Annotated in this window: 27 protein-coding genes; 16 read left to right on the plus strand and 11 right to left on the minus strand. The window is 51.6% G+C overall.

What is annotated here, in order from left to right; translation table 11 throughout:
• Position 1: 1 nt before the first annotated feature.
• Genes lptB through EP25_RS0111085 form a run of 6 tightly spaced genes read right to left on the minus strand, consistent with a single transcriptional unit; the run spans position 2 to position 4,350 of the window.
• Positions 2 to 727: an LPS export ABC transporter ATP-binding protein gene (gene lptB, locus EP25_RS0111060; protein ID WP_031433942.1), complete on the minus strand. Its 726-nt coding sequence runs from the start codon at positions 725 to 727 to the stop codon at positions 2 to 4.
• Positions 724 to 1,269 (minus strand): lipopolysaccharide transport periplasmic protein LptA, encoded by a 546-nt coding sequence (gene lptA / locus EP25_RS0111065; RefSeq protein WP_235185884.1) that lies wholly within the window; start codon positions 1,267 to 1,269, stop codon positions 724 to 726. The genes lptB and lptA overlap by 4 nt, the downstream gene beginning before the upstream one ends.
• A gap of 7 nt (positions 1,270 to 1,276) precedes the next feature.
• On the minus strand, positions 1,277 to 1,843 hold the full coding sequence (gene lptC / locus EP25_RS0111070; RefSeq protein ID WP_031433944.1) for an LPS export ABC transporter periplasmic protein LptC: 567 nt from the start codon (positions 1,841 to 1,843) through the stop codon (positions 1,277 to 1,279).
• Positions 1,840 to 2,376 (minus strand): 3-deoxy-manno-octulosonate-8-phosphatase KdsC, encoded by a 537-nt coding sequence (gene kdsC, locus EP25_RS0111075; protein ID WP_031433945.1) that lies wholly within the window; start codon positions 2,374 to 2,376, stop codon positions 1,840 to 1,842. Before kdsC ends, lptC begins: the two co-directional genes overlap by 4 nt.
• Positions 2,377 to 2,401: 25 nt before the next feature.
• Positions 2,402 to 3,379 (minus strand): KpsF/GutQ family sugar-phosphate isomerase, encoded by a 978-nt coding sequence (locus EP25_RS0111080; protein WP_031433946.1) that lies wholly within the window; start codon positions 3,377 to 3,379, stop codon positions 2,402 to 2,404.
• Complete coding sequence (locus EP25_RS0111085) at positions 3,376 to 4,350, minus strand: calcium/sodium antiporter (protein WP_031433947.1); 975 nt, start codon at positions 4,348 to 4,350, stop codon at positions 3,376 to 3,378. The genes EP25_RS0111080 and EP25_RS0111085 overlap by 4 nt, the downstream gene beginning before the upstream one ends.
• Before the next feature lie 157 nt (positions 4,351 to 4,507).
• Between EP25_RS0111085 and EP25_RS0111090 the strand changes: the two genes are divergently transcribed.
• From EP25_RS0111090 to EP25_RS0111150, 13 genes are all read left to right on the plus strand, one after another.
• Entirely contained in the window at positions 4,508 to 5,332 is an 825-nt protein-coding gene (locus tag EP25_RS0111090) for an ABC transporter ATP-binding protein (RefSeq protein ID WP_031433948.1), read from the plus strand.
• 10 nt (positions 5,333 to 5,342) lie between these two features.
• A complete protein-coding gene (mlaE, locus tag EP25_RS0111095) occupies positions 5,343 to 6,125 on the plus strand; it encodes a lipid asymmetry maintenance ABC transporter permease subunit MlaE (RefSeq protein WP_031433949.1) in 783 nt (260 codons plus the stop codon).
• Between the two features lies 1 nt (position 6,126).
• Positions 6,127 to 6,597 (plus strand): outer membrane lipid asymmetry maintenance protein MlaD, encoded by a 471-nt coding sequence (gene mlaD / locus EP25_RS0111100; RefSeq protein WP_031433950.1) that lies wholly within the window; start codon positions 6,127 to 6,129, stop codon positions 6,595 to 6,597.
• A complete protein-coding gene (locus tag EP25_RS0111105) occupies positions 6,597 to 6,899 on the plus strand; it encodes an STAS domain-containing protein (RefSeq protein WP_031433951.1) in 303 nt (100 codons plus the stop codon). The genes mlaD and EP25_RS0111105 overlap by 1 nt, the downstream gene beginning before the upstream one ends.
• A gap of 42 nt (positions 6,900 to 6,941) precedes the next feature.
• Positions 6,942 to 8,207, plus strand: a complete 1,266-nt coding sequence (gene murA, locus EP25_RS0111110; RefSeq protein WP_031433952.1) for a UDP-N-acetylglucosamine 1-carboxyvinyltransferase — start codon at positions 6,942 to 6,944, stop codon at positions 8,205 to 8,207.
• Between the two features lie 12 nt (positions 8,208 to 8,219).
• Positions 8,220 to 8,846: an ATP phosphoribosyltransferase gene (gene hisG, locus EP25_RS0111115; protein ID WP_031433953.1), complete on the plus strand. Its 627-nt coding sequence runs from the start codon at positions 8,220 to 8,222 to the stop codon at positions 8,844 to 8,846.
• A gap of 4 nt (positions 8,847 to 8,850) precedes the next feature.
• Positions 8,851 to 10,155: a histidinol dehydrogenase gene (hisD, locus tag EP25_RS0111120; protein WP_031433954.1), complete on the plus strand. Its 1,305-nt coding sequence runs from the start codon at positions 8,851 to 8,853 to the stop codon at positions 10,153 to 10,155.
• A 201-nt stretch (positions 10,156 to 10,356) separates the two neighbouring features.
• Positions 10,357 to 11,445: a histidinol-phosphate transaminase gene (gene hisC, locus EP25_RS0111125; protein WP_031433955.1), complete on the plus strand. Its 1,089-nt coding sequence runs from the start codon at positions 10,357 to 10,359 to the stop codon at positions 11,443 to 11,445.
• Positions 11,446 to 11,568: 123 nt separating this feature from the next.
• Positions 11,569 to 12,168 carry a ubiquinol-cytochrome c reductase iron-sulfur subunit gene (gene petA, locus EP25_RS0111130; protein ID WP_031433956.1) on the plus strand — a complete coding sequence of 200 codons (600 nt, stop codon included), beginning with the start codon at positions 11,569 to 11,571 and terminating at the stop codon, positions 12,166 to 12,168.
• Positions 12,165 to 13,562 carry a cytochrome b gene (locus EP25_RS0111135; protein WP_031433957.1) on the plus strand — a complete coding sequence of 466 codons (1,398 nt, stop codon included), beginning with the start codon at positions 12,165 to 12,167 and terminating at the stop codon, positions 13,560 to 13,562. Before petA ends, EP25_RS0111135 begins: the two co-directional genes overlap by 4 nt.
• A 3-nt stretch (positions 13,563 to 13,565) precedes the next feature.
• Positions 13,566 to 14,288, plus strand: coding sequence for a cytochrome c1 (locus EP25_RS0111140; protein ID WP_031433958.1), 723 nt, complete (start codon positions 13,566 to 13,568; stop codon positions 14,286 to 14,288).
• 186 nt (positions 14,289 to 14,474) lie between these two features.
• Positions 14,475 to 15,080 carry a glutathione S-transferase N-terminal domain-containing protein gene (locus tag EP25_RS0111145; protein WP_031433959.1) on the plus strand — a complete coding sequence of 202 codons (606 nt, stop codon included), beginning with the start codon at positions 14,475 to 14,477 and terminating at the stop codon, positions 15,078 to 15,080.
• The gene (locus EP25_RS0111150; RefSeq protein ID WP_031433960.1) at positions 15,077 to 15,457 is read left to right on the plus strand and encodes a ClpXP protease specificity-enhancing factor; all 381 of its coding nucleotides are present in this window, start codon (positions 15,077 to 15,079) and stop codon (positions 15,455 to 15,457) included. Before EP25_RS0111145 ends, EP25_RS0111150 begins: the two co-directional genes overlap by 4 nt.
• 33 nt (positions 15,458 to 15,490) lie before the next feature.
• On the opposite strand, the gene EP25_RS0111155 is transcribed toward EP25_RS0111150, so the two are convergent.
• The 4 genes from EP25_RS0111155 to EP25_RS0111170 form a co-directional block, all read right to left on the minus strand.
• Positions 15,491 to 15,823 (minus strand): DUF1820 family protein, encoded by a 333-nt coding sequence (locus tag EP25_RS0111155; protein ID WP_031433961.1) that lies wholly within the window; start codon positions 15,821 to 15,823, stop codon positions 15,491 to 15,493.
• A 239-nt stretch (positions 15,824 to 16,062) separates the two neighbouring features.
• The gene (gene cmoB / locus EP25_RS0111160; protein WP_031433962.1) at positions 16,063 to 17,031 is read right to left on the minus strand and encodes a tRNA 5-methoxyuridine(34)/uridine 5-oxyacetic acid(34) synthase CmoB; all 969 of its coding nucleotides are present in this window, start codon (positions 17,029 to 17,031) and stop codon (positions 16,063 to 16,065) included.
• Positions 17,032 to 17,763, minus strand: a complete 732-nt coding sequence (cmoA, locus tag EP25_RS0111165) for a carboxy-S-adenosyl-L-methionine synthase CmoA (protein WP_031433963.1) — start codon at positions 17,761 to 17,763, stop codon at positions 17,032 to 17,034.
• A 51-nt stretch (positions 17,764 to 17,814) separates the two neighbouring features.
• On the minus strand, positions 17,815 to 18,450 hold the full coding sequence (locus tag EP25_RS0111170) for an MlaC/ttg2D family ABC transporter substrate-binding protein (protein ID WP_031433964.1): 636 nt from the start codon (positions 18,448 to 18,450) through the stop codon (positions 17,815 to 17,817).
• 143 nt (positions 18,451 to 18,593) lie between these two features.
• On the opposite strand from EP25_RS0111170, the gene hemB reads away from it, so the two are divergent.
• The 3 genes from hemB (at position 18,594) to aroE (ending at position 21,125) form a co-directional block, all read left to right on the plus strand.
• The gene (gene hemB / locus EP25_RS0111175) at positions 18,594 to 19,619 is read left to right on the plus strand and encodes a porphobilinogen synthase (protein WP_031433965.1); all 1,026 of its coding nucleotides are present in this window, start codon (positions 18,594 to 18,596) and stop codon (positions 19,617 to 19,619) included.
• A gap of 125 nt (positions 19,620 to 19,744) precedes the next feature.
• Entirely contained in the window at positions 19,745 to 20,290 is a 546-nt protein-coding gene (locus EP25_RS0111180; protein WP_031433966.1) for a hypothetical protein, read from the plus strand.
• Positions 20,277 to 21,125: a shikimate dehydrogenase gene (gene aroE / locus EP25_RS0111185; RefSeq protein ID WP_031433967.1), complete on the plus strand. Its 849-nt coding sequence runs from the start codon at positions 20,277 to 20,279 to the stop codon at positions 21,123 to 21,125. Before EP25_RS0111180 ends, aroE begins: the two co-directional genes overlap by 14 nt.
• Here the strand turns inward: aroE and EP25_RS0111190 are convergent.
• A complete protein-coding gene (locus EP25_RS0111190) occupies positions 21,120 to 22,841 on the minus strand; it encodes a hypothetical protein (protein ID WP_031433968.1) in 1,722 nt (573 codons plus the stop codon). The two genes, aroE and EP25_RS0111190, sit on opposite strands and share 6 nt — an antisense overlap.
• Positions 22,842 to 22,940 lie beyond the last annotated feature (99 nt).

Raw genomic sequence — 22,940 nt, forward strand, 5'->3', positions numbered from 1 at the left:
GTTATAAACTGAAGTTATCGCCCAGATACACTTTACGAACTTCCGGGTTCGCCACCATTTCATCGGCCGTGCCGCGGGCGATAACACCACCGTTATTAAGTATATAAGCGCGGTCACAGATTTCCAATGTCTCCCTGACCTTGTGCTCGGTTATCAATATGCCTATGCCACGATGTTTCAGATGGGCGATAATTTGCTGCAAATCGATCACCGAAATGGGATCGACCCCGGCAAACGGTTCATCCAACAATATGAAACGTGGCTCGGTCGCCAAAGCCCGGGCGATCTCCACCCGCCGTCTTTCCCCTCCGGACAAGCCGATGGCTACCTGATCGCGTAAATGCGTGATGCTGAATTCCTCCAGTAATTCCTCGATCAGCAACTCGGCCTGGCCATCGCTCAAATCGCCCCGTATTTGCAGCACCGCGCGCAGATTATCGGCAACGGTGAGCTTGCGGAATACCGAAGGCTCCTGGGCCAGATAACCGATGCCCAGCCTTGCCCGGCTGTGCATGGGATAATGCGTCACCTGTAAATCGTCGAGATAAATATCGCCGCGGTCCGCCTTGATCAAGCCGACCACCATATAAAAGCTGGTGGTCTTACCGGCGCCGTTCGGCCCGAGCAACCCGACCACTTCGCCGGTATTCACCTCGAAGCTGACGCCGTTGACGACGGAGCGTTTATTGTAATTTTTAACCAGGTTTTCGGCTGCCAAACGGGTCATGGATTTTGCGGCTGTTTCGGTTTGGGTTTGAACACGGAATGCACGCGCTTGGCATCGGATGATTTTTCGCCCGCCTTGATCAATGCATTCCTGCTGTCGTAATGGATCAGATCGCTGGCGGATTTATTGCCGCCCTGCCAAACGACAGCCTCCTTTTTCAAAATCAGCAAATCCTTGCCGGGATAGTATTCACCGATCAACGCCTCTCCCTTGATTTTTTCCTTGCCCTCGGCCGGCAATTGCTCGAATCTGGCCGGCTTGCCGGTCGCCACCAATTTACTGATTTCGCCGTTCTTCAAATAAACGACCAGCTTATCCGAATCCACTCGCAGACTGCCCTGTACCGTCACGACATTGCCGGTATAAACGCTGGTCTGTGCCTTGTCATCGTAGGTCGCGGTATTGGAATCGATATAGATCGGCTGCTCCGAATCGCTTTCCAACGCATGCGCGGCGGAAACGAATGCCAACAAAGCGCAAACAATAGCGCCACGGCCATCTCGCAATAGCATCTCCACCCGTTTTTCAATCTTTGTTTGCATCAATAATCTAGTTAACTTCATAGCGCCCTTTTACCTTCCTCAACAAACGCAAATGGACCGGTTCCACAAACGTGGTTTTCATTCCGATACCGGTTGTTCTGTTAGGCGGGCTAATAATTTCCGCCCATTCGTCGGTTTCGGCGTAATTATCCGGCAATCGAACCCGCATTTGGGAGGTGTTGACCGTCAGCGGACTGACGCCTTTCCCACCTTCCCGGTTGATATGGACCTTGCCGTTCAATTGCAGATTATCGCCGTCTGCCGATAAGATGCCACTTTCTGACTGAATCACCCAGGGCGGGAGACTGTCGTTGTATAAGGTCATGACCGGATGTTGCAAATGGACGGTCCCATCGCCACTATGATGCATCATGCTGTCGGCAATCAAGTCGCTCTTGGGCACGCCGGACTCGTTCATCTCGGTCTTGCTATACCCCTGACTGAAATAATCAGCACCGTTATGCAATACCACCGTGCTTTCCTCATCGCCCTTTTCGCTGAGGTCCGCCAGCCATGCCGATACCACGGCGACCACTCCGACTACTATATATAAGCGATAGGGCTGCCAATTCATGCCAGATAACGCTGCAACACGGCACGAAAACTATCCTGAGCCTGCATAATCAGATCGCAGACCTCCCTGACCGCGCCGAGTCCGCCATTCGTTTCGGTGCACCAATCGGCATGCTGTTTCACGGCAAAATTGGCGTCGTTGACCGCGACGGCAAAACCGACCCGGATCATGATCGGCAAATCCAATAAATCGTCTCCGACATGCGCTGCTTGTCCCGCGCTTACCCCAGTTTTCGCCAGCACTTCGTGAAACGCGGCGATCTTATCTTCGTGCCCTTGGTATACATGCTCGATGCCCAGGTTTTTCATGCGCAATGCCACTGAATTGGATTTACGCCCGGAAATCACCGCCACTTCGACGCCGCTTTGTCTTAACAGTTTGATGCCATGGCCGTCGCGGGCATGAAAACATTTGTATTCCCGCCCCTGATCGTCGAAAAACAAACGGCCGTCGGTCAACACGCCGTCGACATCGAGAATCAGCAATTTGACCTGCTTGGCTTTAGCCAAAATTTGCGGACAGACAAAATTCACTCATTCACCTCATGCACTTAAAATTCTACACAATCCCGGCCCGCAGCAAATCATGCATGTTCAAGGCGCCAATCAATTTTTGCTGTCGATCGACGACCAGCAGCGCATTAATTTTTTTCTGTTGCATGATCTGCATCGCTTCGGCGGCCAGAATGTCATCGCCAATCGTCGTGCAGGATGCGGTCATCACCTCGGTAATGGGGGTACGATGCACATCCAGATTTTTTTCCAGCATCCGGCGCAAATCGCCATCGGTAAAGATCCCGCTCACTCTACTCTCGTCATCGACCACGGCGGTCATTCCCATTTTTTTTCCGGTCATTTCCAACAGGACAGTCGACACTAAGGCACCTTTTCCGACCCTCGGAACTTCCGATCCGCGGTGCATCAGATCGCTGACTCGCATCAATAGACGCTTACCCAAGCTGCCGCCGGGATGCGACAAGGCAAAATCGTCGCGGGTGAAGCCCCGGGTTTGCAACAGCGAAACCGCCAGAGCATCCCCCATCACCAATGCCGCCGTAGTGCTTGCAGTCGGCGCTAGCCCCAAGGGGCAGGCCTCTTGCCGGACAGCGACATTGACATGGGCGCTGGCCAAATTGGCCAGCGTCGATCCGGGATTGCCGGTCATCGCAATCAACGGTACTCCCAGACGCTTGATGATCGGCAGAATCGTCGTAATCTCCTCGGTTTCACCGGAATTGGACAACGCCAGCACCACATCTTGCGCGGTAATCATGCCCAAGTCGCCATGGCCGGCTTCGCCGGGGTGGACGAAAAATGCCGGCGTACCGGTACTGGCCAACGTCGCGGCGACCTTGCCGGCAATATGACCGGATTTACCCATGCCGGTCACCACGACCCGGCCCTTGCAGGCCAGCATCAAATGACAAGCTTTGACAAAATCGGCATCGATTCGTTCGGCCAATGCCTCGACCGCCTCTCTTTCGACATTAATGACGGCCAACGCTAAGGTCATGATATCCTGGTCGTTTTGTTTCATAACATCGCGGTCGCGCTTTGATAAACAATAAATTGATAAGCACAATAAGCCAACAACAATAGCGCGCCTTCCAACCGATTAATCCGGCCCGATTGATTCAATCCGAAGCCCAGCAGAAACAAGATCCCGGTAAAACCCAGCATCACAGGAAAATCCCGCTGCAAAACGCTAGGCGCAACGACTCCCGGCGCAATCAAGCCAGGCAACGAATAAACCGCCAATAGATTATAAATGTTGGAACCGATGACATTACCGACGGCAAGATCGTCTTCCTTCTTGATGACACTGGCAATTGAAGCCGCCAATTCCGGCAAACTGGTGCCTAACGCGACAATGGTCAAGCCGATCACCAAATCGCTGACGTCGAAGGCCTCGGCGATGTTGACCGCTGCCCATACCAACAAACGCGAACTGAGCAACAAGCCGGCGAGACCGATAACAAAAAACAACCAGGCTTTCCAACTTGCCATTTTCGCCGGCAATTCCGCGGTTAATTCTTCCTCGAATTCATCGGCTCCATTATGCTGCTTTTGCCCGACATGAATCAGCCAAAATATAAACAAGGCCAAGGCCAGCAACATCAGCACGCTGTCCGCACGACTCACCCCATCGAAACTCAACAAAAAACACATGACGCTGATCAGCAGCAAAATCGGTAACTCTCTTTTCAACAAATCCGAATGAAAGGCCAGCGGCGAGATCAACGCGGTACAGCCTAAAATCAGACCGATATTGGCAATATTCGATCCCAAGGCATTCCCGACGGCCAAGCCGCTATTACCCTGCAACGATGCGATGGCCGACACTAATATTTCCGGCGCCGAAGTTCCCAAACCGACGATAGTCAAACCGATCAACAACGGCGACACACCAAGATTCCTGGCAATCGAAGCGGTACCATTCACGAACATATCGGCCGCAATCACTAGAACAATCAATCCCCCCAGCAATGCAACAAAATTTATCAGCATGTCTTTTTTGGGCTCAAAAACTGGGTATTATGGCATGTTTAAAGCAATTTTTGTGCACACATTTTCCACTTTACACAGTTCATTCATTGACTTATCCACCTCCTCCCATACAATATGACGGCTTATTTCATCAGAAAGGCCCTCATCACATCGCTCTATGGACAACAGTGCAAGCCAAGAAAACTCTTTGGTTTCAATCAGAAATCTAAGCTTTTCCCGTGGCTCCCGCGTCATTTTCGACGACATCTCGCTCGACATCGAACGAGGTAAGGTCACGGCAATCATGGGCCCTAGCGGAACCGGAAAAACCACGTTGTTGAAACTGATCGGCGGTCAACTTCGCCCCAACGACGGCAGCATTTTTGTCGACCAACAAAATGTCCACCGCCTCAAACTAAAGGGCCTGTACACCTTGCGTAAGCGTATGGGGATGCTGTTTCAAAGCGGCGCCCTATTAACCGATATGAATGTTTACGACAATGTTGCCTTTCCATTGCGCGAACATACCCATCTGCCGGAATCGATGATCCGCACCCTGGTGTTGATGAAACTGCACGCGGTAGGTTTGCGCGGCGCCCGCGACCTGATGCCGAACGAGCTATCGGGCGGCATGGCCAGGCGAGTGGCCTTGGCGCGGGCGATTGCGCTGGACCCCATGATGATCATGTATGACGAACCCTTTACCGGACAAGATCCAATCTCGATGGGCGCACTGGTGCACTTGATCAAGGCATTGAACAATACGCTGGGCCTGACCAGTATCATTGTCTCGCACGATGTCCAGGAAACGGCCGCCATCGCCGATTATATCTATGTGCTTTCGGACGGCAAAATCGTCGGCCAGGGCACGCCCGAGCAACTGGCCAACTGCGATTCCGCCTGGGTACAACAATTCATTCATGGCAAGGCGGACGGACCGGTTCATTTCCATTACCCGGCGGCGGATTATCTCGATGATCTGCTATCCTCAAAGGCTCGCTGATTCTTAACCTATGCTTCAATATTTACAAAAACTAGGGGAAACGACGCGCCTGGGTTTTGCCAAACTGGGCCGCGGCACATTCTTTTTGTTCCATTCGCTCAGCGGCATAGGCAGCATCTTGCTTCGTCCTGGCTTGCTAATCAAACAAATGTATTCGATCGGCGTGCTATCGTTCCTGATCATCACCATTTCCGGACTGTTCGTAGGTATGGTACTGGGGCTGCAGGGCTATTACACGCTATCCGATTTCGGCGCCGAGGAAACCCTGGGAGTCCTGGTAGCCGCCTCGCTGGTCAGAGAATTGGGGCCAGTGGTATCGGCTCTGTTGTTCGCCGGACGCGCCGGCTCGGCGCTGACTGCCGAAATCGGCTTGATGAAGGCGACCGAACAACTGTCCGGCATGGAAATGATGGCGGTGGACCCGGTCAAACGCATCATTACCCCGCGATTTCTGGCCGGCCTGTTATCCATGCCTTTTCTGGCGGCCATTTTCAGTTCCATCGGCGTAATGGGCGGCCATATGGTCGGCGTCGGTATGCTAGGCGTCGACGATGGCTCCTACTGGTCGCAAATGCAATCCTCGATTGACTTCTACGACGACATCGTCAACGGCATCATCAAAAGCGTCGTTTTCGGTTTCGTGGTGTCATGGATCGCGCTGTTCGAAGGTTATGACACCATTCCCACCTCAGAAGGCGTCAGCCGCGCCACCACTCGCACGGTCGTCAATTCCGCCTTTAGCGTATTGGGGCTCGATTTCATTCTAACCGCTCTCATGTTCGGAGATATTTAACATGACGCATTCTTACACTCAGGACACCTTAGTGGGGCTTTTTGTCGCCTGTGGCATCGCCGCATTGTTTTACATGTCCCTGCAAATCAGCAATCTCGGCACATACAACAATGGGGAAAGTTATAAAATTACCGCGCGTTTTGAAAATTCCGGCGGACTCAAGGTAAAATCGCCGGTCACTGTCGCGGGTGTCCGCATCGGCCGCGTTTCCGCCATTACCTTCGACAAGAAAAACTACCAATCGGTCGTGGAAATGAGCATCGAATCGCAGTACGACACATTACCGGACGACACCACGGCGAGCATCTATACCGCCGGTTTGCTGGGGGAACAATACGTCAGTCTCGAACCGGGCGGTTCGCTGGAGTACCTGACCGACAACGGCGAAATCGAAATCACCCAATCCGCCATCGTGCTGGAAGAAGTGATCGGTCAATTCTTGTTTAAAGACAAAGGCGCGCCGGAAGAATAGTGTCTCAGCTCAGCATAATCGAACAACGGCCCGGCTATTTTTTGATTGAAGGCCCCTTGACCTTTGCCAGCATCGATAAAAAAACGGTCAAATCCTTCAATTTTCTGAACTCGGCGGAACAAATCTGCATCGATTTAGGCCATGTTGAAACCACCGACAGCGCGGGCCTGGCGTTGATGATCGAATGGATCAAGCAAAGCCGACAATACAATACCCGCCTGTCGTTCAAAAACATTCCGCCTCAATTGCTGACGCTGGCCAAGCTTAGCGGTTTCGATAACAACGAATATTTTGTCGGCTAAGCCGAACAAGTATAGCCCTATATCCTTAATTGACGCACCTCTATGGACAAACTATTGATTACCGGCGGCAAGCAACTGACTGGAGAACTGACGATCTCCGGCGCTAAAAACGCCGCCTTGCCGATTCTGGCAGCCACCCTGCTATCCGAGACACCGGTGACGGTCGGAAACGTTCCGCATTTGCGCGACATCACCACGACCATGGAACTGCTCGGACAAATGGGCGTGCAACTGACCGTCGACGAAAAAATGAACATCGAAGTCGACAGCAACACCATCGACAAATACGAAGCGCCGTATGAACTGGTAAAAACCATGCGCGCCTCGATTTTAGTGCTGGGACCGCTATTGGCGCGCTTCGGTGAAGCCCATGTCTCGCTGCCGGGCGGCTGTGCCATCGGCACCCGGCCTGTCGACATCCACTTGGACGCACTCAGCAAAATGGGAGCGGATATTAACGTGGAAGCCGGTTATATCCATGCCAAGGCCAAACGCCTGCAAGGCTGCCGCCTGGTGCTTGACAAAATTACCGTGACCGGCACCGAAAATCTGTTGATGGCGGCCGCATTGGCGAACGGCAAAACCATTATCGAAAATGCCGCGAAGGAACCGGAAGTCACCGACCTGGCCCATTTCCTGAACAAAATGGGCGCCAGGATCAGCGGTATCGGCACCGATATTCTGACCATCCAAGGCGTTGACAAACTGGGAGTCGACAACCTGCATTACCAGATCATGCCCGACCGTATCGAAACCGGTACCTTCCTGGTCGCTGCGGCGATCACCCGCGGCCGGGTCAAACTGAAAAAAACCAATCCCAACATCCTGGATGCCGTCCTCGACAAATTACGCGAGGCGGGCGCCCTGATCAAGACAGGCAAGGATTGGATCGAATTGGACATGGAAGGGCGCCGACCGAAATCAGTCAGTGTCAGGACCGCCCCCTACCCCGCCTTTCCAACCGACATGCAAGCCCAGTTCACGGCCTTGAATTGTGTGGCCGAAGGCGTCGGCATCATCACCGAAACGGTGTTCGAAAACCGCTTCATGCATGTACAGGAGATGCAACGGATGGGGGCCGACATCAAACTGGAATCGAATACCGCGATCTGCAGCGGCACCGAACAGCTGACCGGCGCGCCGGTCATGGCCACGGATTTAAGGGCATCGGCCAGCCTGGTATTGGCCGGCCTGATTGCCGAAGGCGAGACCTTGGTGGACCGAATCTACCATATCGACCGTGGCTACGATCATATCGAGGAAAAACTGTCCCAATTAGGCGCCACCATACGCCGTATACCCCAATAGGTTTTAAGAACAATGTTAACAATCGCAGTATCCAAAGGCCGCATTTACGAAGACGCCCTGCCTTTATTGGAAGAAGCCGGCATCACCCCGATCGATGATCCGAAGAAAAGCCGCAAATTGATCTTGCAAACCACCCGTGACGACGTGCAATTGGTCATTATTCGGGCGACCGACGTCCCGACCTTCGTCGAATACGGCGCCGCCGACATGGGGATTGCTGGCAAGGACGTGTTGCTGGAACACGGCTCGGAAAATCTCTACGAACCATTGGATCTGGGCATCGCCGCCTGCCGACTGATGACCGCGACGCCGGTAAACGCGCCGGAAAAATCCGGCCGCCTTCGCGTTGCGACCAAATACGTCAAAACCGCCCAGCGCTATTTTGCAGACCTGGGCGTGCAAGCCGAAATCATCAAGCTGTATGGCTCCATGGAATTAGCGCCGCTGGTCGGCCTGGCCGACTGCATCGTCGATTTGGTCGACACCGGCAACACGCTGAAAGCCAATGGCCTGGAAGCCAGGGAGCTGATTACCCATATCACGTCGCGCCTAGTTGTCAACAAAGCGGCTATGAAGATGAAACATCAGGCGATACAATCGCTAATCGATCAATTTGAAAAAACCCTGGCCAAAAGGTAACGTAATGACAACCATCAACATGACACGCCTTGATAGCTCCGCCGCCGATTTTTCCGCCCAACTGAAAACGCGTTTAGCTTGGGACGCTTCGGAAGACTTCGAGATCCATAAGCGGGTCATGGACATTATTTCCGATGTACGCAACCTCGGTGACGATGCGGTGATCGAATACACCAACCGTTTCGATCAATGTGCCTTTAAGAAGGCCGCCGAACTGGAACTCCCCAAACAAGCGTTGCAAGATGCCTGGAACAGCCTGTCGGCGGAAAAGGCGGACGCCCTGCAAACAGCCGCCAACCGTATCCGCGCTTATGCCGAGGAGCAAAAACTGCACTCCTGGCAATACACCGAGGAAGACGGCACTCTCCTCGGACAACAGGTCACTCCGCTGGACAAAGTCGGACTCTATGTCCCCGGCGGCAAGGCGGCCTATCCGTCGTCCGTCTTGATGAACGCGATACCTGCCAAGGTCGCCGGCGTCGGCGAGCTGATCATGGTGGTGCCGACCCCGGCGGGCGAAAGCAATCCGCTGGTTCTGGCCGCGGCCTACCTGGCCGGCGTCGACCGAATATTCACGATCGGTGGCGCGCAGGCCGTTGCCGCACTGGCCTACGGCACCAAAACCATCCCGGCGGTGGACAAAATCGTCGGCCCCGGCAATATCTATGTCGCCACGGCGAAAAAGCTGGTATTCGGCCAAGTCGGCATCGATATGATCGCCGGCCCCTCGGAAATCCTGGTGATATGCGACGGCCAGACCGACCCGAACTGGATTGCGATGGACTTGTTCTCGCAGGCGGAACACGATGAAAACGCTCAGGCGATCTTGATATCCGACAGCAGCGATTTTCTCGATCAGGTCGAACATAGCATCAACAAACTGCTCCCGGAGATGGAACGAGCCGATATCATCCGCGCCTCACTGACCGGCCGAGGCGCCTTTATTCTGGTACCAAACCTCGAGGTAGCGGCCGAAGTCGCCAACCGGATCGCTCCGGAGCATTTGGAATTATCGGTGGCCAACCCGGACAGCCTGCGTCAAAAAATCCGCAATGCCGGCGCCATTTTCATGGGCCGCTATACGGCCGAAGCGCTGGGTGATTATTGCGCCGGACCGAACCATGTCCTGCCGACCTCCGGCACTGCCCGTTACTCCTCGCCTTTGGGGGTTTACGATTTCCAGAAACGCTCCAGCCTGATCAATTGCTCCGCGGCCGGTGCCGACAAATTGGGTAAAATCGCCTCCGTACTGGCCCGCGGCGAAAGCCTAACCGCTCATGCCCGCTCGGCTGAATACCGAATTAAATAGCCTGATTTTGCCAGGTAACGGCATAGACCATTGGCCTGTTCCATCGATAATGCAACAGGTTTCGGAGACAAAGACATCGCCCGACCATCCGAAACCTTGCATTATTGCCACAGCAGCCTGCTATCAAGCTGTTTGATCTAATATCATTTACCGGCCCAACAAACAGTAACCCTTTCGACTTCACACTTTACCCGATCAACCATGTCCGTTAATTTAGCCACGAACGTTTTTCGCCAGGAAATATTAAATTTATCGGCCTATAAAGTAGCCGACGCCAAAAATCTGATTAAACTCGACGCGATGGAAAACCCCTACAGCTGGCCCGAACTGATCATCGACCAATGGCTACAAGCAATCAAATCCTGTCCGATCAACCGCTATCCGGACCCCGAGGCCAATGACCTGGCCATCACGCTGAGGCGGGTGAACCGGATTCCACAAACGTCCGCCATGCTGCTGGGCAACGGCTCGGATGAAATCATCCAGATCCTATTGATGGCCCTGCCTCCCGACGCTTCGATCATGGCGCCGGAACCCAGTTTCGTCATGTACAGGCAAATTGCCCGCAGCCTGGGCTTGAACTACCACGGCATTGCCTTGCGCGCCGACGACTTCGCGTTGGACCTGCCCGCCATGCTAGCGGCCATCGAAAACCACCAGCCCGCAGTCATTTTTTTGGCTTACCCTAATAATCCGACCGGCAATTTGTTCTCCGCCGACGCTATCGAACAGATATTGTCCAAAACGACGGGATTGGTCGTCATCGATGAAGCCTACGCGCCGTTTACCGACGCCAGCTTTATCGCCCGGCTGGACCAGTTCCCCAATCTGCTGGTCATGCGCACAGTTTCGAAACTAGGGCTTGCGGGCCTGCGTCTGGGTTTTCTCGCCGGCGCCCCCGAACTGGTCGAGCAGCTGAACAAGATACGCCTGCCTTACAACATCAACAGCCTCACGCAAATCACGGCAAATTTTGCTCTTAACAATATTGAATTTCTCAACCGCCAAACCGAAACAATACGCCAACAACGCGGCGAAGTTTTTAACCAACTCAACCAATTCGAGGACATTAAAGCTTTTCCCAGCGAAGCCAACTTTATCTTATTTAAGTCGGCGAATATAGCTGCAGACGACCTCTTTCAATCCTTAAAAAATCAAGGCATCCTGATTAAAAACCTTTCGCCACAAGGCGGGCCGTTACACCAGTCCCTCAGAGTCACGATCGGCACGGAACAAGAAAACAAAGCCTTTATTGAAGCCTTAGCGATCACGTTAAACAGCGCCAACTAACGCTTTAGAGCCGGCCAAAACGCTAATAACAGCTTCAATAAAAATTAACAGTAAGGTATATTGTCAAAAATTATAAAAAACTGACACAGCTCACAATGTGTCTTATAAAAAGGAGCGTTACACATGAACTATCAAGGCGTCGATAAATCAAAACGCCGGTTTCTGACCTCGGCCTTGTCCGTGGTCGGCGCGGTAGGTACTGGCTATCTCGCCGTACCCTTCCTTTCGCAAATGCAACCTAGCGCCAAAGCGATGGCGGCGGGAGCGCCAGTCGAGGTTGATCTCAGCAAAATGGAACCCGGACAACTGATCAGAGTCGCCTGGCGAGGCAAACCGGTTTGGATTCTCAACAGAACAACCAACGTGTTGGCAACTTTGGCGACGCTGGATGATGAACTGGCCGACCCGACTTCAAACGAATCCATTCAGCCCGAATCAAGCAAAAACGCTTACCGTTCGATCAAACCGGAAATATTCGTCGCCATCGGCCTGTGTACCCACTTGGGTTGTTCCCCGACTTTTCGTCCCGAAGTGGCCCCACCCGATCTCGGGGAACGTTGGAAGGGAGGCTTCTTCTGTCCTTGTCACGGTTCCTGGTTCGACCTGGCCGGGCGTGTTTATCGAGGTGTTCCGGCGCCAACTAACTTAGAAATCCCCCCCTATCGGTATGTTACCGATCAGCTTATTATCATCGGCGAAGAAAGCGAGGAGAGTAAAGCATGAAGGATAAACTAAACGGTTCGACAGCTTGGGTTTCCGATCGCTTTCCCTTACGGAAACTGTGGGATGAGCACATGGCGCATTACTACGCGCCTAAGAATTTTAATATCTGGTATTTTTTCGGCTCATTAGCCCTTTTCGTTTTGATCAACCAGTTCATCACCGGCATTTTGCTTACCATGAACTATAAGCCGGACTCCGATCTGGCATTCGATTCGGTCGAATATATCATGCGCGACATCAACTGGGGTTGGTTAGTGCGTTACATGCACTCAACCGGCGCGTCGGCCTTTTTCATCGTCGTATATCTGCATATGTTCAGGGGATTACTGTACGGCTCCTTCAAGCAACCGCGCGAGCTGATCTGGATTTTCGGCATGTTGATTTTCGTCTGCCTGATGGCCGAGGCCTTCATGGGCTACTTGCTGCCTTGGGGACAAATGTCCTATTGGGGAGCCCAGGTGATCATCTCGCTGTTCAGTGCCATACCTGTCATAGGAGACGATTTGTCGTTATGGATACGCGGCGACTACGTGGTTTCCGACGCCACGTTAAACCGCTTCTTCGCCTTCCACGTCATTGCCGTTCCATTAGTATTGCTGATTCTGGTTTTCCTGCATATCGTTGCTTTGCATGAAGTCGGCTCCAACAATCCCGACGGCATCGAAATCAAGGAATCCAAAGATCCCTATGGCGTACCGGTTGACGGCATCCCTTTCCACCCTTATTACACGGTAAAAGATATCGTCGGTGCTGGCGTTTTCATGTTCTTCTTCGCCACGGTCATTTTCTATATGCCGGAAATGGGCGGCTTTTTCCTGGAACACGCCAACTTTATTCCGGCCGACCCGTTGAAAACGCCGGAGCATATCGCACCGGTTTGGTATTTCACGCCTTTTTACGCTATCTTGCGAGCGGTGCCGGACAAATTCGCTGGCGTCATCGCGATGGGCGGCGCCATCGTCGTACTGTTCCTCCTGCCTTGGCTGGATCGCAGCAAGGTCAAGTCGATTCGTTACCGCGGCGGTATTTATAAAAAAGCCCTGCTGCTGTTCGTCGTCAGCTTTATTGGCCTCGGCTACCTCGGCACGCAACCGGCAACACCGACGGCGACCACCATTGCCCGTGTTCTGACGGCTGTTTATTTCGGCTTCTTCTTGTTAATGCCTTTGTACACTCGCTGGGAAAAAAGCAAACCATTGCCTACCCGCCTTACCGATCAACCTTCCTTGGAAGATCGCATTCCAGGCTGGATAGAAACCTTCGACGAGATGACAATCTCGACCCCCGTCACGACAGCGGACGGCAAAACAACCGTCAAAAGAAGGCCGAATCCGTCTGGCATTGCCCAGGTACTGATTCGATTTGCAAAAAAACTAAAAGAAAGCCTCGATTAAGCCATGAAAAAGATCTTCTATACTCTGTTACTTTTACTACCTGTTAGCGTGTTTGCCAGTGGCGCCGGCATTGAACTGGAAGAGGCCGATATCGATCTTTCCGACACCGCCTCATTGGAACGCGGCGCTCAACATTTCGTCACCTATTGCCTCGGCTGCCATTCCGCCAAGCACATCCGCTACAAGCGTATTGCCCTGGACCTTAATATTGACGAAGCGAAAGTGCTGAAGGATATTGCACCGCTGAACGCCAATATTTATGACAAAATGAATACGGCGATGAACAGGCATGACGCGACCAAATGGTTCGGCACTTACCCCCCCGATCTGTCCTTGATCGCTCGTTCTCGCGGCGCGGATTGGCTGTATAGCTATCTGAAAGGTTTTTACCTGGATGAAAGTAAACCGCTCGGCGTTAATAACAGCGTCTTCAAAGATGTCGGTATGCCTAACGTATTATGGCAATTACAAGGCGAACAAACCGCCGTCATCAAGAATATCGACGGTCAGGAAGTCGTCACTAAGCTGACACTCGCCGAACCCGGTGAGTTGTCGCCAAAAGAGTTCGACCGTTTCGTCAACGACTTAGTTAACTTTTTGGTCTATGTCGGTGAACCGGTACAAATGGAAAGAAAAGCCATGGGCAAATATGTCCTGTTCTTCATCCTGATGTTCACCGTTGTCGCCTATTTATTGAAACGGGAATACTGGAAAGATATTCACTGATCTGGTCCCAGGTGAAAGGCACAAGGTCAATGGCCAGCCTTTCACCTCCCCCTCACCCTTGCTCCTTGCCTACAAAATTCTCCTCCACAAAAAAAAAATTAATCATGCTATAATGCCGCCGTTCTACGTCCCTGTTTATTAAAGAGGTTGTTCTACGTGGCTAACATTACCACCCGAAAATCTGTAATGACTCTTTTCTCCTCCCCTACCTGCGCTATGAGCCATTGCGCCCGGCTGGTTTTACACGAAAAAGGTGTAACCGCGGATATAGAATATTTTGACGTTAACGAACCGCCGGAAGACTTGTTGGAACTTAACCCGAACGGAACCTCCCCAACCTTGATAGAGCGCGACCTGGTCCTGTACGATTCCAGAATCATCATGGAATATTTGGATGAACGCTTTCCGCATCCGCCGCTACACCAAATGGACCCCGTTTCACGGGCTAGCGCTCGCATGTTGATCAAGCGTATCGACCAGGACTGGTATCAATTATTGGATGAAATCCTCAACTCGGGAGAGAAGAAATCGGCCCGCGCCAAGAAAATGTTACGCGAAAGCCTGTTAGCCGCAGCCCCGGCGTTCGAAGCGCATCCATACTTCATGAGTGAAGAATACTCGTTGATCGATTGCGCCATGGCGCCTCTATTATGGCGCTTACCTAGCCTGGGCATCGACATTACCGGTTTAGGTAAGGGAATTACGGCCTACGCTAACCGCTTATTTTCCAGAAAAGCCTTTAAGGAAAGCTTGAGCCCCGAGGAAAAAGAAATGGTTGCCCTACACAAATGACATCGTTAAAACCTTATCTGATTCGCTCAATTTACGAATGGATTGTCGATAACAGCCTGACTCCACACCTTCTGGTCAACGCCACCGACGGCGGCGCCATTTTACCGGAAGAATTCGTCGAGGACGGCAAGATCGTCTTGAATATCAGACCCGAAGCGATACAAGGCCTGACGCTAGGCAACGAAGTGATCGAGTTTAATGCCCGTTTTTCCGGCAATCCCATGCACATCGTCACTCCTGTTTCCGCGGTGATGGCTATTTACGCCAAAGAAAACGGCAAAGGGATGATCTTCGACCAAGACGAACCAGACGATACGCCTCCGAGCCCCAGCGATAAAAAATCCCCTGGGAAACCTCAACTACGGGTGGTGAAATAATTTTCTGACGGCCGCTTATACGGCGGCCGTTTGTTATGGTTTTTTATCCGGGCCATACAATGAGGCTACCTTGCCTTTCCCACCCGAAGCCTCCCCGCTAGACAGGATTTTCGCGATTCCGCGCCGCTTGACCTGATCGATTCTAATCACTTCATGCATTGGTATGAAGGATCGAGTCACTCCCTCGAATTCAGTGCGTAATTTATCTTCGGAGGGGTCGACAACAATCGAAGACTTTTCGCCGAACAAAAAATCCTCAATAATCACAAACCCATACATATCGCCTTGATATACGCTCCTGGCATACACTTCATAAACCTGCTCCCTGTTCATAAAAACAACTTTATAGATATGTTTTTCTGACATTCTGCTTTCAATTCGCTAAAAAATCGGGAATTCTAACTCAAATATCGTCAGCACGATCAATCCATCCCATTGGCCTCGGCAACTTACCGCTTGTAGCCATTCGCTCTCACCACTGGTGACACTGACCAACGCTTCGTCTTTAAAAACAGCAATTAGAGCAAAATCAATTCGGCGGAAAAACAATAAAAGCAATTCTTTTAAGCTTCACTTTATGCCCAAATGATAACCAACCGAGATGATTAAGCAACGCTAGCGGTAAAAACCGCCCTAATCGGCGCCGGATAACCTTCAATAGTCAATGTCGGGTTTTCCGAGTCGAGAAAGTCCCGCAAGGAATAAAAAGTCATCCATTCAGTGCTGCGTTGTTCTTCGAATGTCGTCTTCGAGACATCCAGCAAGCGCACATTGGTAAAGCCGCAACGCAACAGCCAACCAGCCAAGGTATCGCAACTGGGAATAAACCAGACATTGCGCATATTGGCATAACGCCCCTGCGGCACCAGGGTTTCACCTTTTTTGCCCTCGATCACCAATGTTTCCAACACCAGCTCGCCGCCAGGCCGCAAACAATTCTTCAAATCCAGCAAATGATCGATCGGCGAACGGCGATGGTACAAAACCCCCATGGAAAAAACCGTATCGAAAATTTTGCATTTTTCCGGCACAGCCTCGATACCAATAGGCAAAACATAGACCGGCGCCTCTCCATACAGTTTTCGGATAGCATGAAATTGCAGCACGCTTAACAAGGTCGGATCGATTCCCACCACCATTCTGGCGCCCGCTCCCAGCATGCGCCAGCAATGGTAGCCGTTACCGCAACCGACATCCAATACCAGGCGGCCGCTTAACGGGCTAATCCCTTTCTTTAAACGATCCCATTTCCAGTCGGACCGCCATTCCGTATCGAGATTTATGCCGAACAAGCGATAAGGTCCTTTGCGCCAGGGACACAGGACCTTCAGTTGCTGTTCCAATAGCTGTCTTTGCTCTTGCGTAATATCGCCTTCTCGGCCAATCTGCACGGAATCGACCAGTTCACGCAGCGATGGAGACAGTTGAGGAATTTGCTCAATTAGTCGCCGCCATTCCTGTAACGTGCCATGCGCCCTGCTCGAGAAGGCATGACTTACTTGGTCCGGCAATTGTTCCGCCCAATGTTCGGCGCCCGCTTCCCGTAAAGCCTGATATAAGGGCTGATAGTCCATTTATTTCAGCGCGATCATCGATGCAAAATTGAAATACTGAAACCAAACTTCGACGCTGCTAAACCCGACCTCGAGCAAGCGTTGTTGATGCTCGGCGAACGTTTCCGCAATCAATACATTTTCCAAGGCCGTCCGCTTTTGACTGATTTCCAGATCGCTGTACCCTTGGGCTTTCTTGAATGCATGATGCATTTCGGTCTGTAATTCCTGCTGCCGATTATCGCTAAAACGCAGTTTTTCCGACAAGATCAAGACGCCCCCGGGCAACATGCCTTGATAAACTTTGCTTAACAAGGCTTTTCTGTCGGCCAACGGAATAAATTGCAACGTGAAATTCAGCACCACGACCGACGCATCGTTAAGATCGACATCCCGTATATCTGCACATTGCACCTCGACATCGACGCCGCCTTCTTCCCGAGCCAGAACTTGCCGCAATTGCCGCACCATCGCCTCAGAGTTATCGATGGCGATAATGCGGCACTCCTTCGCGTTTATCTGCTGGCGCATCGACAATGTCGCGGCTCCAAGCGAACAACCGAGATCGTAACAACGGCTGTGATCTTGGCAAAAACGATTGGCCAATAGACCTATGGCAGAAATAATCGCACTATAGCCCGGGACGGAGCGGCTTATCATGTCGGGAAAGACATCAACAACCTTGTCGTCGAACTTAAACGCACCGATTTCGCCCAGCGGACTGGCGTATAAGGAATCTTTGTTAGGATACATGAAGGAAAACAGTCTGCCCGTCACCTCGGACGGGCAATTACTGGAAAACAATCAGGAATGCTCTTTCGCCGCCAATGCTTCATTATTGCGTTTGGCGAGCTGGTCGATGACCGCTTGTAACGAACCGGTGCGTTGAACTTCGTTCTTGAAACTTGTGCGATAATTGGTCACCAAACTCACGCCTTCGATAATGATGTCGTAGACCTTCCATTGCCCCTTGGTCAACAGCATGCGGTAATTGACGGCAATCGGTTGAATACCGGGCTGTAAAATTTCGGTCTTGACGATCACTTTTCTATCGCCATTTTTGATGTCCAGCGGCAAATAACGCACCGACCAATCCTTAAATTCGACGAAGGCCCTGGAATAGGTTCTTACCAGTAAAGTCTGAAATTCCTGCTTGAACCTGGTTTTCTCTTCCGCACTCGCCTTGCGCCACAGCTTTCCTAAAACTAACGAAGAAATACGATTGAAATCGACATGCGGATAAATCACGTCTTCGACAAAAACGGTAATCTGCTTAAAATCCTTGCTAAAACTTTTATCCTGCAAACGTTCCTTCAGTTTGTTGGAGGCATTCTCGATTGCCAATTGCGGAGCCGCTAAATCAGCGGCACGCGCCGTCGATATCAACAACAAACCAACAAATGCCAAAAGAAAAACCTGTGTGTACTGCTTAAATTTCATTAACTACTCCAAAACCATGATGTGCCATATCCGCTCTTTCCGGCCGGTGGCATGGTACAATATTGGCCACAATATCGCCCGCCATCGATACGGAAGAACAGGGCTGGATCGGCGAATTTTATAATCTTTACACCCATACTGCTATGGAAAAACAGTTACATAATACCACCATTTTCCCCGCCATACGTATGAGACGAATGCGATTTCAGGCATTTTCACGCCGCTTGATGCAAGAAAACGCACTCTCGGTGGACGACCTGATTTACCCGGTCTTTGTCATCGAAGGACAGGATAAAACCGAAAATATTCCCTCCATGCCCGGCATCCAACGCAAAACGATCGACTTACTGCTCGAGGAAGCCGATTTCCTGGTCCGCTTGGGCATTCCGGCCATCGCTTTGTTTCCGGTGGTTGCCGCCGACAAAAAGACCGCCAACGCGGAAGAAGCTTATAATCCGGAAGGTCTAGCCCAGCGCTGCGTTCGAGCCCTGAAAGCCACTTTCCCGGAACTGGGCGTCATTACCGATGTCGCATTGGATCCCTTCACATCCCATGGACAGGACGGTTTGGTCGATGAGCAGGGTTATGTAATCAACGACGAAACGGTCGAGGTCCTATGTAAACAAGCCCTTTCCCATGCCGAAGCCGGAGCCGATATCGTAGCGCCATCGGACATGATGGACGGACGTATCGGCGCCATTCGGCAAACCCTGGAAGTCAACAATCACATCAATACCCGGATTTTGGCCTACTCCGCCAAATACGCCTCCAGCTTCTACGGCCCGTTTCGGGATGCCGTGGGTTCGGCCGCCAACCTCGGTGCAGGTAATAAGTATAGTTATCAAATGGATCCTGCCAACTCCGATGAGGCATTGCGTGAAATAGAGTTGGATTTACAGGAAGGCGCGGATATGATCATGATTAAACCCGGCATGCCTTATTTGGATATCGTCCGCCGAGCTAAAGAACATTTCGGCGCGCCAACGTTCGCTTACCAGGTCAGCGGCGAATTTGCCATGCTAAAAGCCGCCTCAATGAACGGCTGGCTGGACGAAAAACAAGTCGTACTGGAATCCCTGCTGTCTTTCAAACGCGCCGGTTGCGACGGCATACTGACTTATTATGCCAAAACTGTCGCCGAATGGCTGGCGGAACAATCCAATCAGTGACTTTACGGCTGCCTTAAGCTCTCGGTTTTGCGACAATATCAGTATAATTGATCGGGTTAAGCATTTTTGATTTTTGCTAACGATCAAACAGATAACAACAATAATAACAATTCCCGAGGTTCATCATGCAAGAACAGCAGTTTATCAATGAAAAACGAAAATTTCAGATTGAAGAGGCCGTTCTAATCCTGCTGCTTTTACTGTCCCTGATCGGCATAGGCGTTACCGACTTTTCACCTGACGACGGCTACGCCTACTGGCTGATCATGGTTGTCGTGTTCGGCCTATTTGCCATCCTGATCGCCTGGCTGCAATCCAAACAACAGGATGTCTCCTATTTCGCTAAAATCCTGAAAGAGCAATTCATGCACTGGAGTGCGTCGCTGCTGATCGTTAGCGGCGCCTTTTTATTGCAACAATCGGGAAGACTCAACGAAACCAACGCCAGCCTGGTTATTTTATTGATTCTGTCGCTGGCCACGATTTTGGACGGCATCCGCATCGGCTGGCGTTTCAGCCTTGTCGGTCTCTATCTCGGCATCTCCTCGGTCGTCGTCGCCTATATCGAAAATTTCATGTGGCTGGAAGCCCTCATTGCCATTGCGATCGTCACGCTGACAATAATCTGGGAAATTCGGCTCAATAAACGGATAAAAGATGAAGAAGATTGATCGCTACGCGGTATTCGGTTACCCGATAAAACACAGCAAATCACCGCGTATTCACCAGTTGTTCGCCGAGCAAACTGGGCAAAAATTGGTTTACACCGCCCGGGAAGTGCCGCCCGAGTCATTTAACCATGCTCTCGAACAATTCCTGACCGGCGGAGGTAAAGGGCTAAACTGTACCGTTCCATTGAAGGAGTTGGCTTGGCAACGAGCGGATCAATTGACCGAACGCGCCCATCTCAGCAAAGCCGTCAATACCTTGAAACTTCAGGATGACGGCTCCCTGTTGGGCGACAATACCGACGGCGTCGGCCTAGTCAACGACCTGACTGTCAATCATGGTATCCCACTAAACAATAGGCGCATCTTGATACTGGGAGCCGGCGGGGCAAGCCGAGGTATCATCGGACCATTGCTCGAGCAGAAGCCGGAACGCATTGTGATCGCCAACCGCACCGTCGGCAAAGCCGAGCAATTGGCGCAAGAATTTTCTCGTGCCGGCAATATCAGCGGCTGCGGATTCGAGGCCCTGCGGGGATTACAATTCGATTTGATCGTTAACGCGACTTCGGCCAGCCTCAGCAACGAACTACCGCCTCTAGCAGAGGGGTTGTTACGTGAAGCTGGCAGTTGTTACGATCTCGCATACGGGAATGAGGACACCGCCTTCGTCCGCTGGGGACAGCGGCAAAACGCCATCCAAAGCTTGGACGGCATGGGCATGCTGGTGGAACAGGCGGCCGAGGCGTTTTATCTCTGGCGCGGGCTACGCCCGACTACCCAATCGGTTATCGACCTGTTGAATGCCGAAAGAAAGGGTGCGTCAGTAACTTCATGATTCAGCGCCGGCTTCTTCGATCTTTGGATAGAATAATTCCGCCTGGCAGAAAGACGAAGTCGAGTTAAGCAACTTGTTCAAACGACAACGGATTTGCTGGTTTCCCTTTTTAATGTTCACGAATTCGCCGCTATTGAACTCCGGGGAGCTGTAGATCAGGGTATCCGGTTGCTGCAGCGCCTTGATCGCAGGCAAAAAAATAGCCTTGGTTTGCTTGACCTGCTCCCCGACTCCTTGCACCAATACACCCTCCTGGGCTAAACCGATCAATTCGACGCCCAGATAGAGTTGATCGCCAAATAGCCTGCGGATATGCCTAATGATGGCCAGCTCCATGCCTGCCGTGGAATCCTCCTCGACAATCGCGAACAGGTCTCCCACTTTGACTTTAGCCTGCCGGTTATTGATCGCGATGCCATAACCCTTGGCACTGCTGTTGACCACATCGAAACCATTGATATCGATATCCGTCGCGCGCTTGCCATGATTTTTGTTGTCCCAGACGTTAATTTGTCCCGACAAGCCGCCGCTGGCGGCCAGAATTTTATTGATTCGTTCATCGTTGCCGAATTTCTTTCTGAGATGCTCGCCCATTTGAAACACCACCTCGTCGCCTTCCGCAACGATATCGAATTGCGAGGTGTCATATTCGTAAGGTCTTCCCGGCCTTGGCGGCGCGGCTTTTTTTACCGCCGGTTTTTCCGTTTCCTTATGAAGAAAATCGCGAATATTATCGAAACCGATAATGCCACGAAACTGGCGCTCCTCTTTTTTCCGCTGAAATTTTCGGCTTTGCGTTTGTCCCAGCGTTTTTATCATCCGCATCAGCACGACTTTATTGAGAGCCTTCAACTGCCCCGTCTGGCCACGCTCCTGCTGCAAGGCCTGGAAAATGGTTTTTGCCAAACGGGCCGGAGCAAAGAAAAGGCATCCTGGCTCGTGCAGCAAATCGGGATGCTTGGCCACGTCAAGAGGCGGCCTATCCTCCTGCAAATTGACAACAAACAAGCCTTTGCCACGCCCTTCGTCGATTCGGCTATGCAATGTCAATTGACCGGAAAATTGTTGTAAAAACCGAAAAACTCGGCGCATTTCCCGAGGCCTGAACTGCCTCAGGTCACATAAATTGAAAACCAATAGCAATTTGAACAACTGATTGATCGTAATCTGTTGCCTGTTTTCATCCGCTAACGCGATATCCAACAATCCCTTTTGAGCCGCGGCGGCGTATCCTCGATAACACATCAACCAGAATTCATCCGGGGGGTCGCAGTAGACGGCCGCGATATGCAGATAAGCGCGGCCAAATGCCCAAAAGCCTTGATACAAACATGCGGCTTTTGCTTCCTTGCCCTCAATCGAATCCGCGGCGCGATGATAACCTTCCGCCAAGCGGATTAGACTCCAGACCAACCATTCGACGCAATGCTGTTGATATTCCGGCAACATCATCGGACTTTCCAAATAGAGAGAATCGATCCTTGTTTCAAAAAGCTTGATATAAACCGCGATCTCATCCAAATGCTGCTTATGCAAGCCGGGTTCCATCCGCTCGCGATTCAACTGTTGCAGTACGGTGCAAATTTTTTCACAGGATTGGTCCAAGGCGCTGCCGGATAAATGCTGCAACCATTCGGAAAGATGTTGTGGTTCCCAATCCACTTGCCTTTCACTAAGCGACCTATTCGGCACCGGCAAAAATTTTACATGGCCCATGTAAACGATTCCTTAATTATTTGCTAGGGTCATACAGGCCTGGCGGCAAAACCCTTAAATAATTGCCGCTGAGCCTGAACGAATGTAATACAATTTGTT

Source organism: Methylomarinum vadi, assembly GCF_000733935.1.
Classification (GTDB): domain Bacteria; phylum Pseudomonadota; class Gammaproteobacteria; order Methylococcales; family Methylomonadaceae; genus Methylomarinum; species Methylomarinum vadi.

Coding starts and splice junctions, on each gene's coding strand:
- EP25_RS0111085 (WP_031433947.1), bottom strand. CDS start 4,350: ATGCTGATAAATTTTGTTGCATTGCTGGGGGGATTGATTGTTCTAGTG.
- petA (WP_031433956.1), top strand. CDS start 11,569: ATGAACTATCAAGGCGTCGATAAATCAAAACGCCGGTTTCTGACCTCG.
- lptC (WP_031433944.1), bottom strand. CDS start 1,843: ATGAATTGGCAGCCCTATCGCTTATATATAGTAGTCGGAGTGGTCGCC.
- EP25_RS0111180 (WP_031433966.1), top strand. CDS start 19,745: ATGCAAGAACAGCAGTTTATCAATGAAAAACGAAAATTTCAGATTGAA.
- lptB (WP_031433942.1), bottom strand. CDS start 727: ATGACCCGTTTGGCAGCCGAAAACCTGGTTAAAAATTACAATAAACGC.
- EP25_RS0111140 (WP_031433958.1), top strand. CDS start 13,566: ATGAAAAAGATCTTCTATACTCTGTTACTTTTACTACCTGTTAGCGTG.
- EP25_RS0111090 (WP_031433948.1), top strand. CDS start 4,508: ATGGACAACAGTGCAAGCCAAGAAAACTCTTTGGTTTCAATCAGAAAT.
- mlaD (WP_031433950.1), top strand. CDS start 6,127: ATGACGCATTCTTACACTCAGGACACCTTAGTGGGGCTTTTTGTCGCC.
- mlaE (WP_031433949.1), top strand. CDS start 5,343: ATGCTTCAATATTTACAAAAACTAGGGGAAACGACGCGCCTGGGTTTT.
- hisC (WP_031433955.1), top strand. CDS start 10,357: ATGTCCGTTAATTTAGCCACGAACGTTTTTCGCCAGGAAATATTAAAT.
- hisG (WP_031433953.1), top strand. CDS start 8,220: ATGTTAACAATCGCAGTATCCAAAGGCCGCATTTACGAAGACGCCCTG.
- EP25_RS0111170 (WP_031433964.1), bottom strand. CDS start 18,450: ATGAAATTTAAGCAGTACACACAGGTTTTTCTTTTGGCATTTGTTGGT.
- EP25_RS0111155 (WP_031433961.1), bottom strand. CDS start 15,823: ATGTCAGAAAAACATATCTATAAAGTTGTTTTTATGAACAGGGAGCAG.
- EP25_RS0111135 (WP_031433957.1), top strand. CDS start 12,165: ATGAAGGATAAACTAAACGGTTCGACAGCTTGGGTTTCCGATCGCTTT.
- hisD (WP_031433954.1), top strand. CDS start 8,851: ATGACAACCATCAACATGACACGCCTTGATAGCTCCGCCGCCGATTTT.
- aroE (WP_031433967.1), top strand. CDS start 20,277: ATGAAGAAGATTGATCGCTACGCGGTATTCGGTTACCCGATAAAACAC.
- murA (WP_031433952.1), top strand. CDS start 6,942: ATGGACAAACTATTGATTACCGGCGGCAAGCAACTGACTGGAGAACTG.
- lptA (WP_235185884.1), bottom strand. CDS start 1,269: ATGCAAACAAAGATTGAAAAACGGGTGGAGATGCTATTGCGAGATGGC.
- EP25_RS0111190 (WP_031433968.1), bottom strand. CDS start 22,841: ATGGGCCATGTAAAATTTTTGCCGGTGCCGAATAGGTCGCTTAGTGAA.
- cmoB (WP_031433962.1), bottom strand. CDS start 17,031: ATGGACTATCAGCCCTTATATCAGGCTTTACGGGAAGCGGGCGCCGAA.
- EP25_RS0111080 (WP_031433946.1), bottom strand. CDS start 3,379: ATGAAACAAAACGACCAGGATATCATGACCTTAGCGTTGGCCGTCATT.
- EP25_RS0111150 (WP_031433960.1), top strand. CDS start 15,077: ATGACATCGTTAAAACCTTATCTGATTCGCTCAATTTACGAATGGATT.
- hemB (WP_031433965.1), top strand. CDS start 18,594: ATGGAAAAACAGTTACATAATACCACCATTTTCCCCGCCATACGTATG.
- EP25_RS0111145 (WP_031433959.1), top strand. CDS start 14,475: ATGACTCTTTTCTCCTCCCCTACCTGCGCTATGAGCCATTGCGCCCGG.
- cmoA (WP_031433963.1), bottom strand. CDS start 17,763: ATGTATCCTAACAAAGATTCCTTATACGCCAGTCCGCTGGGCGAAATC.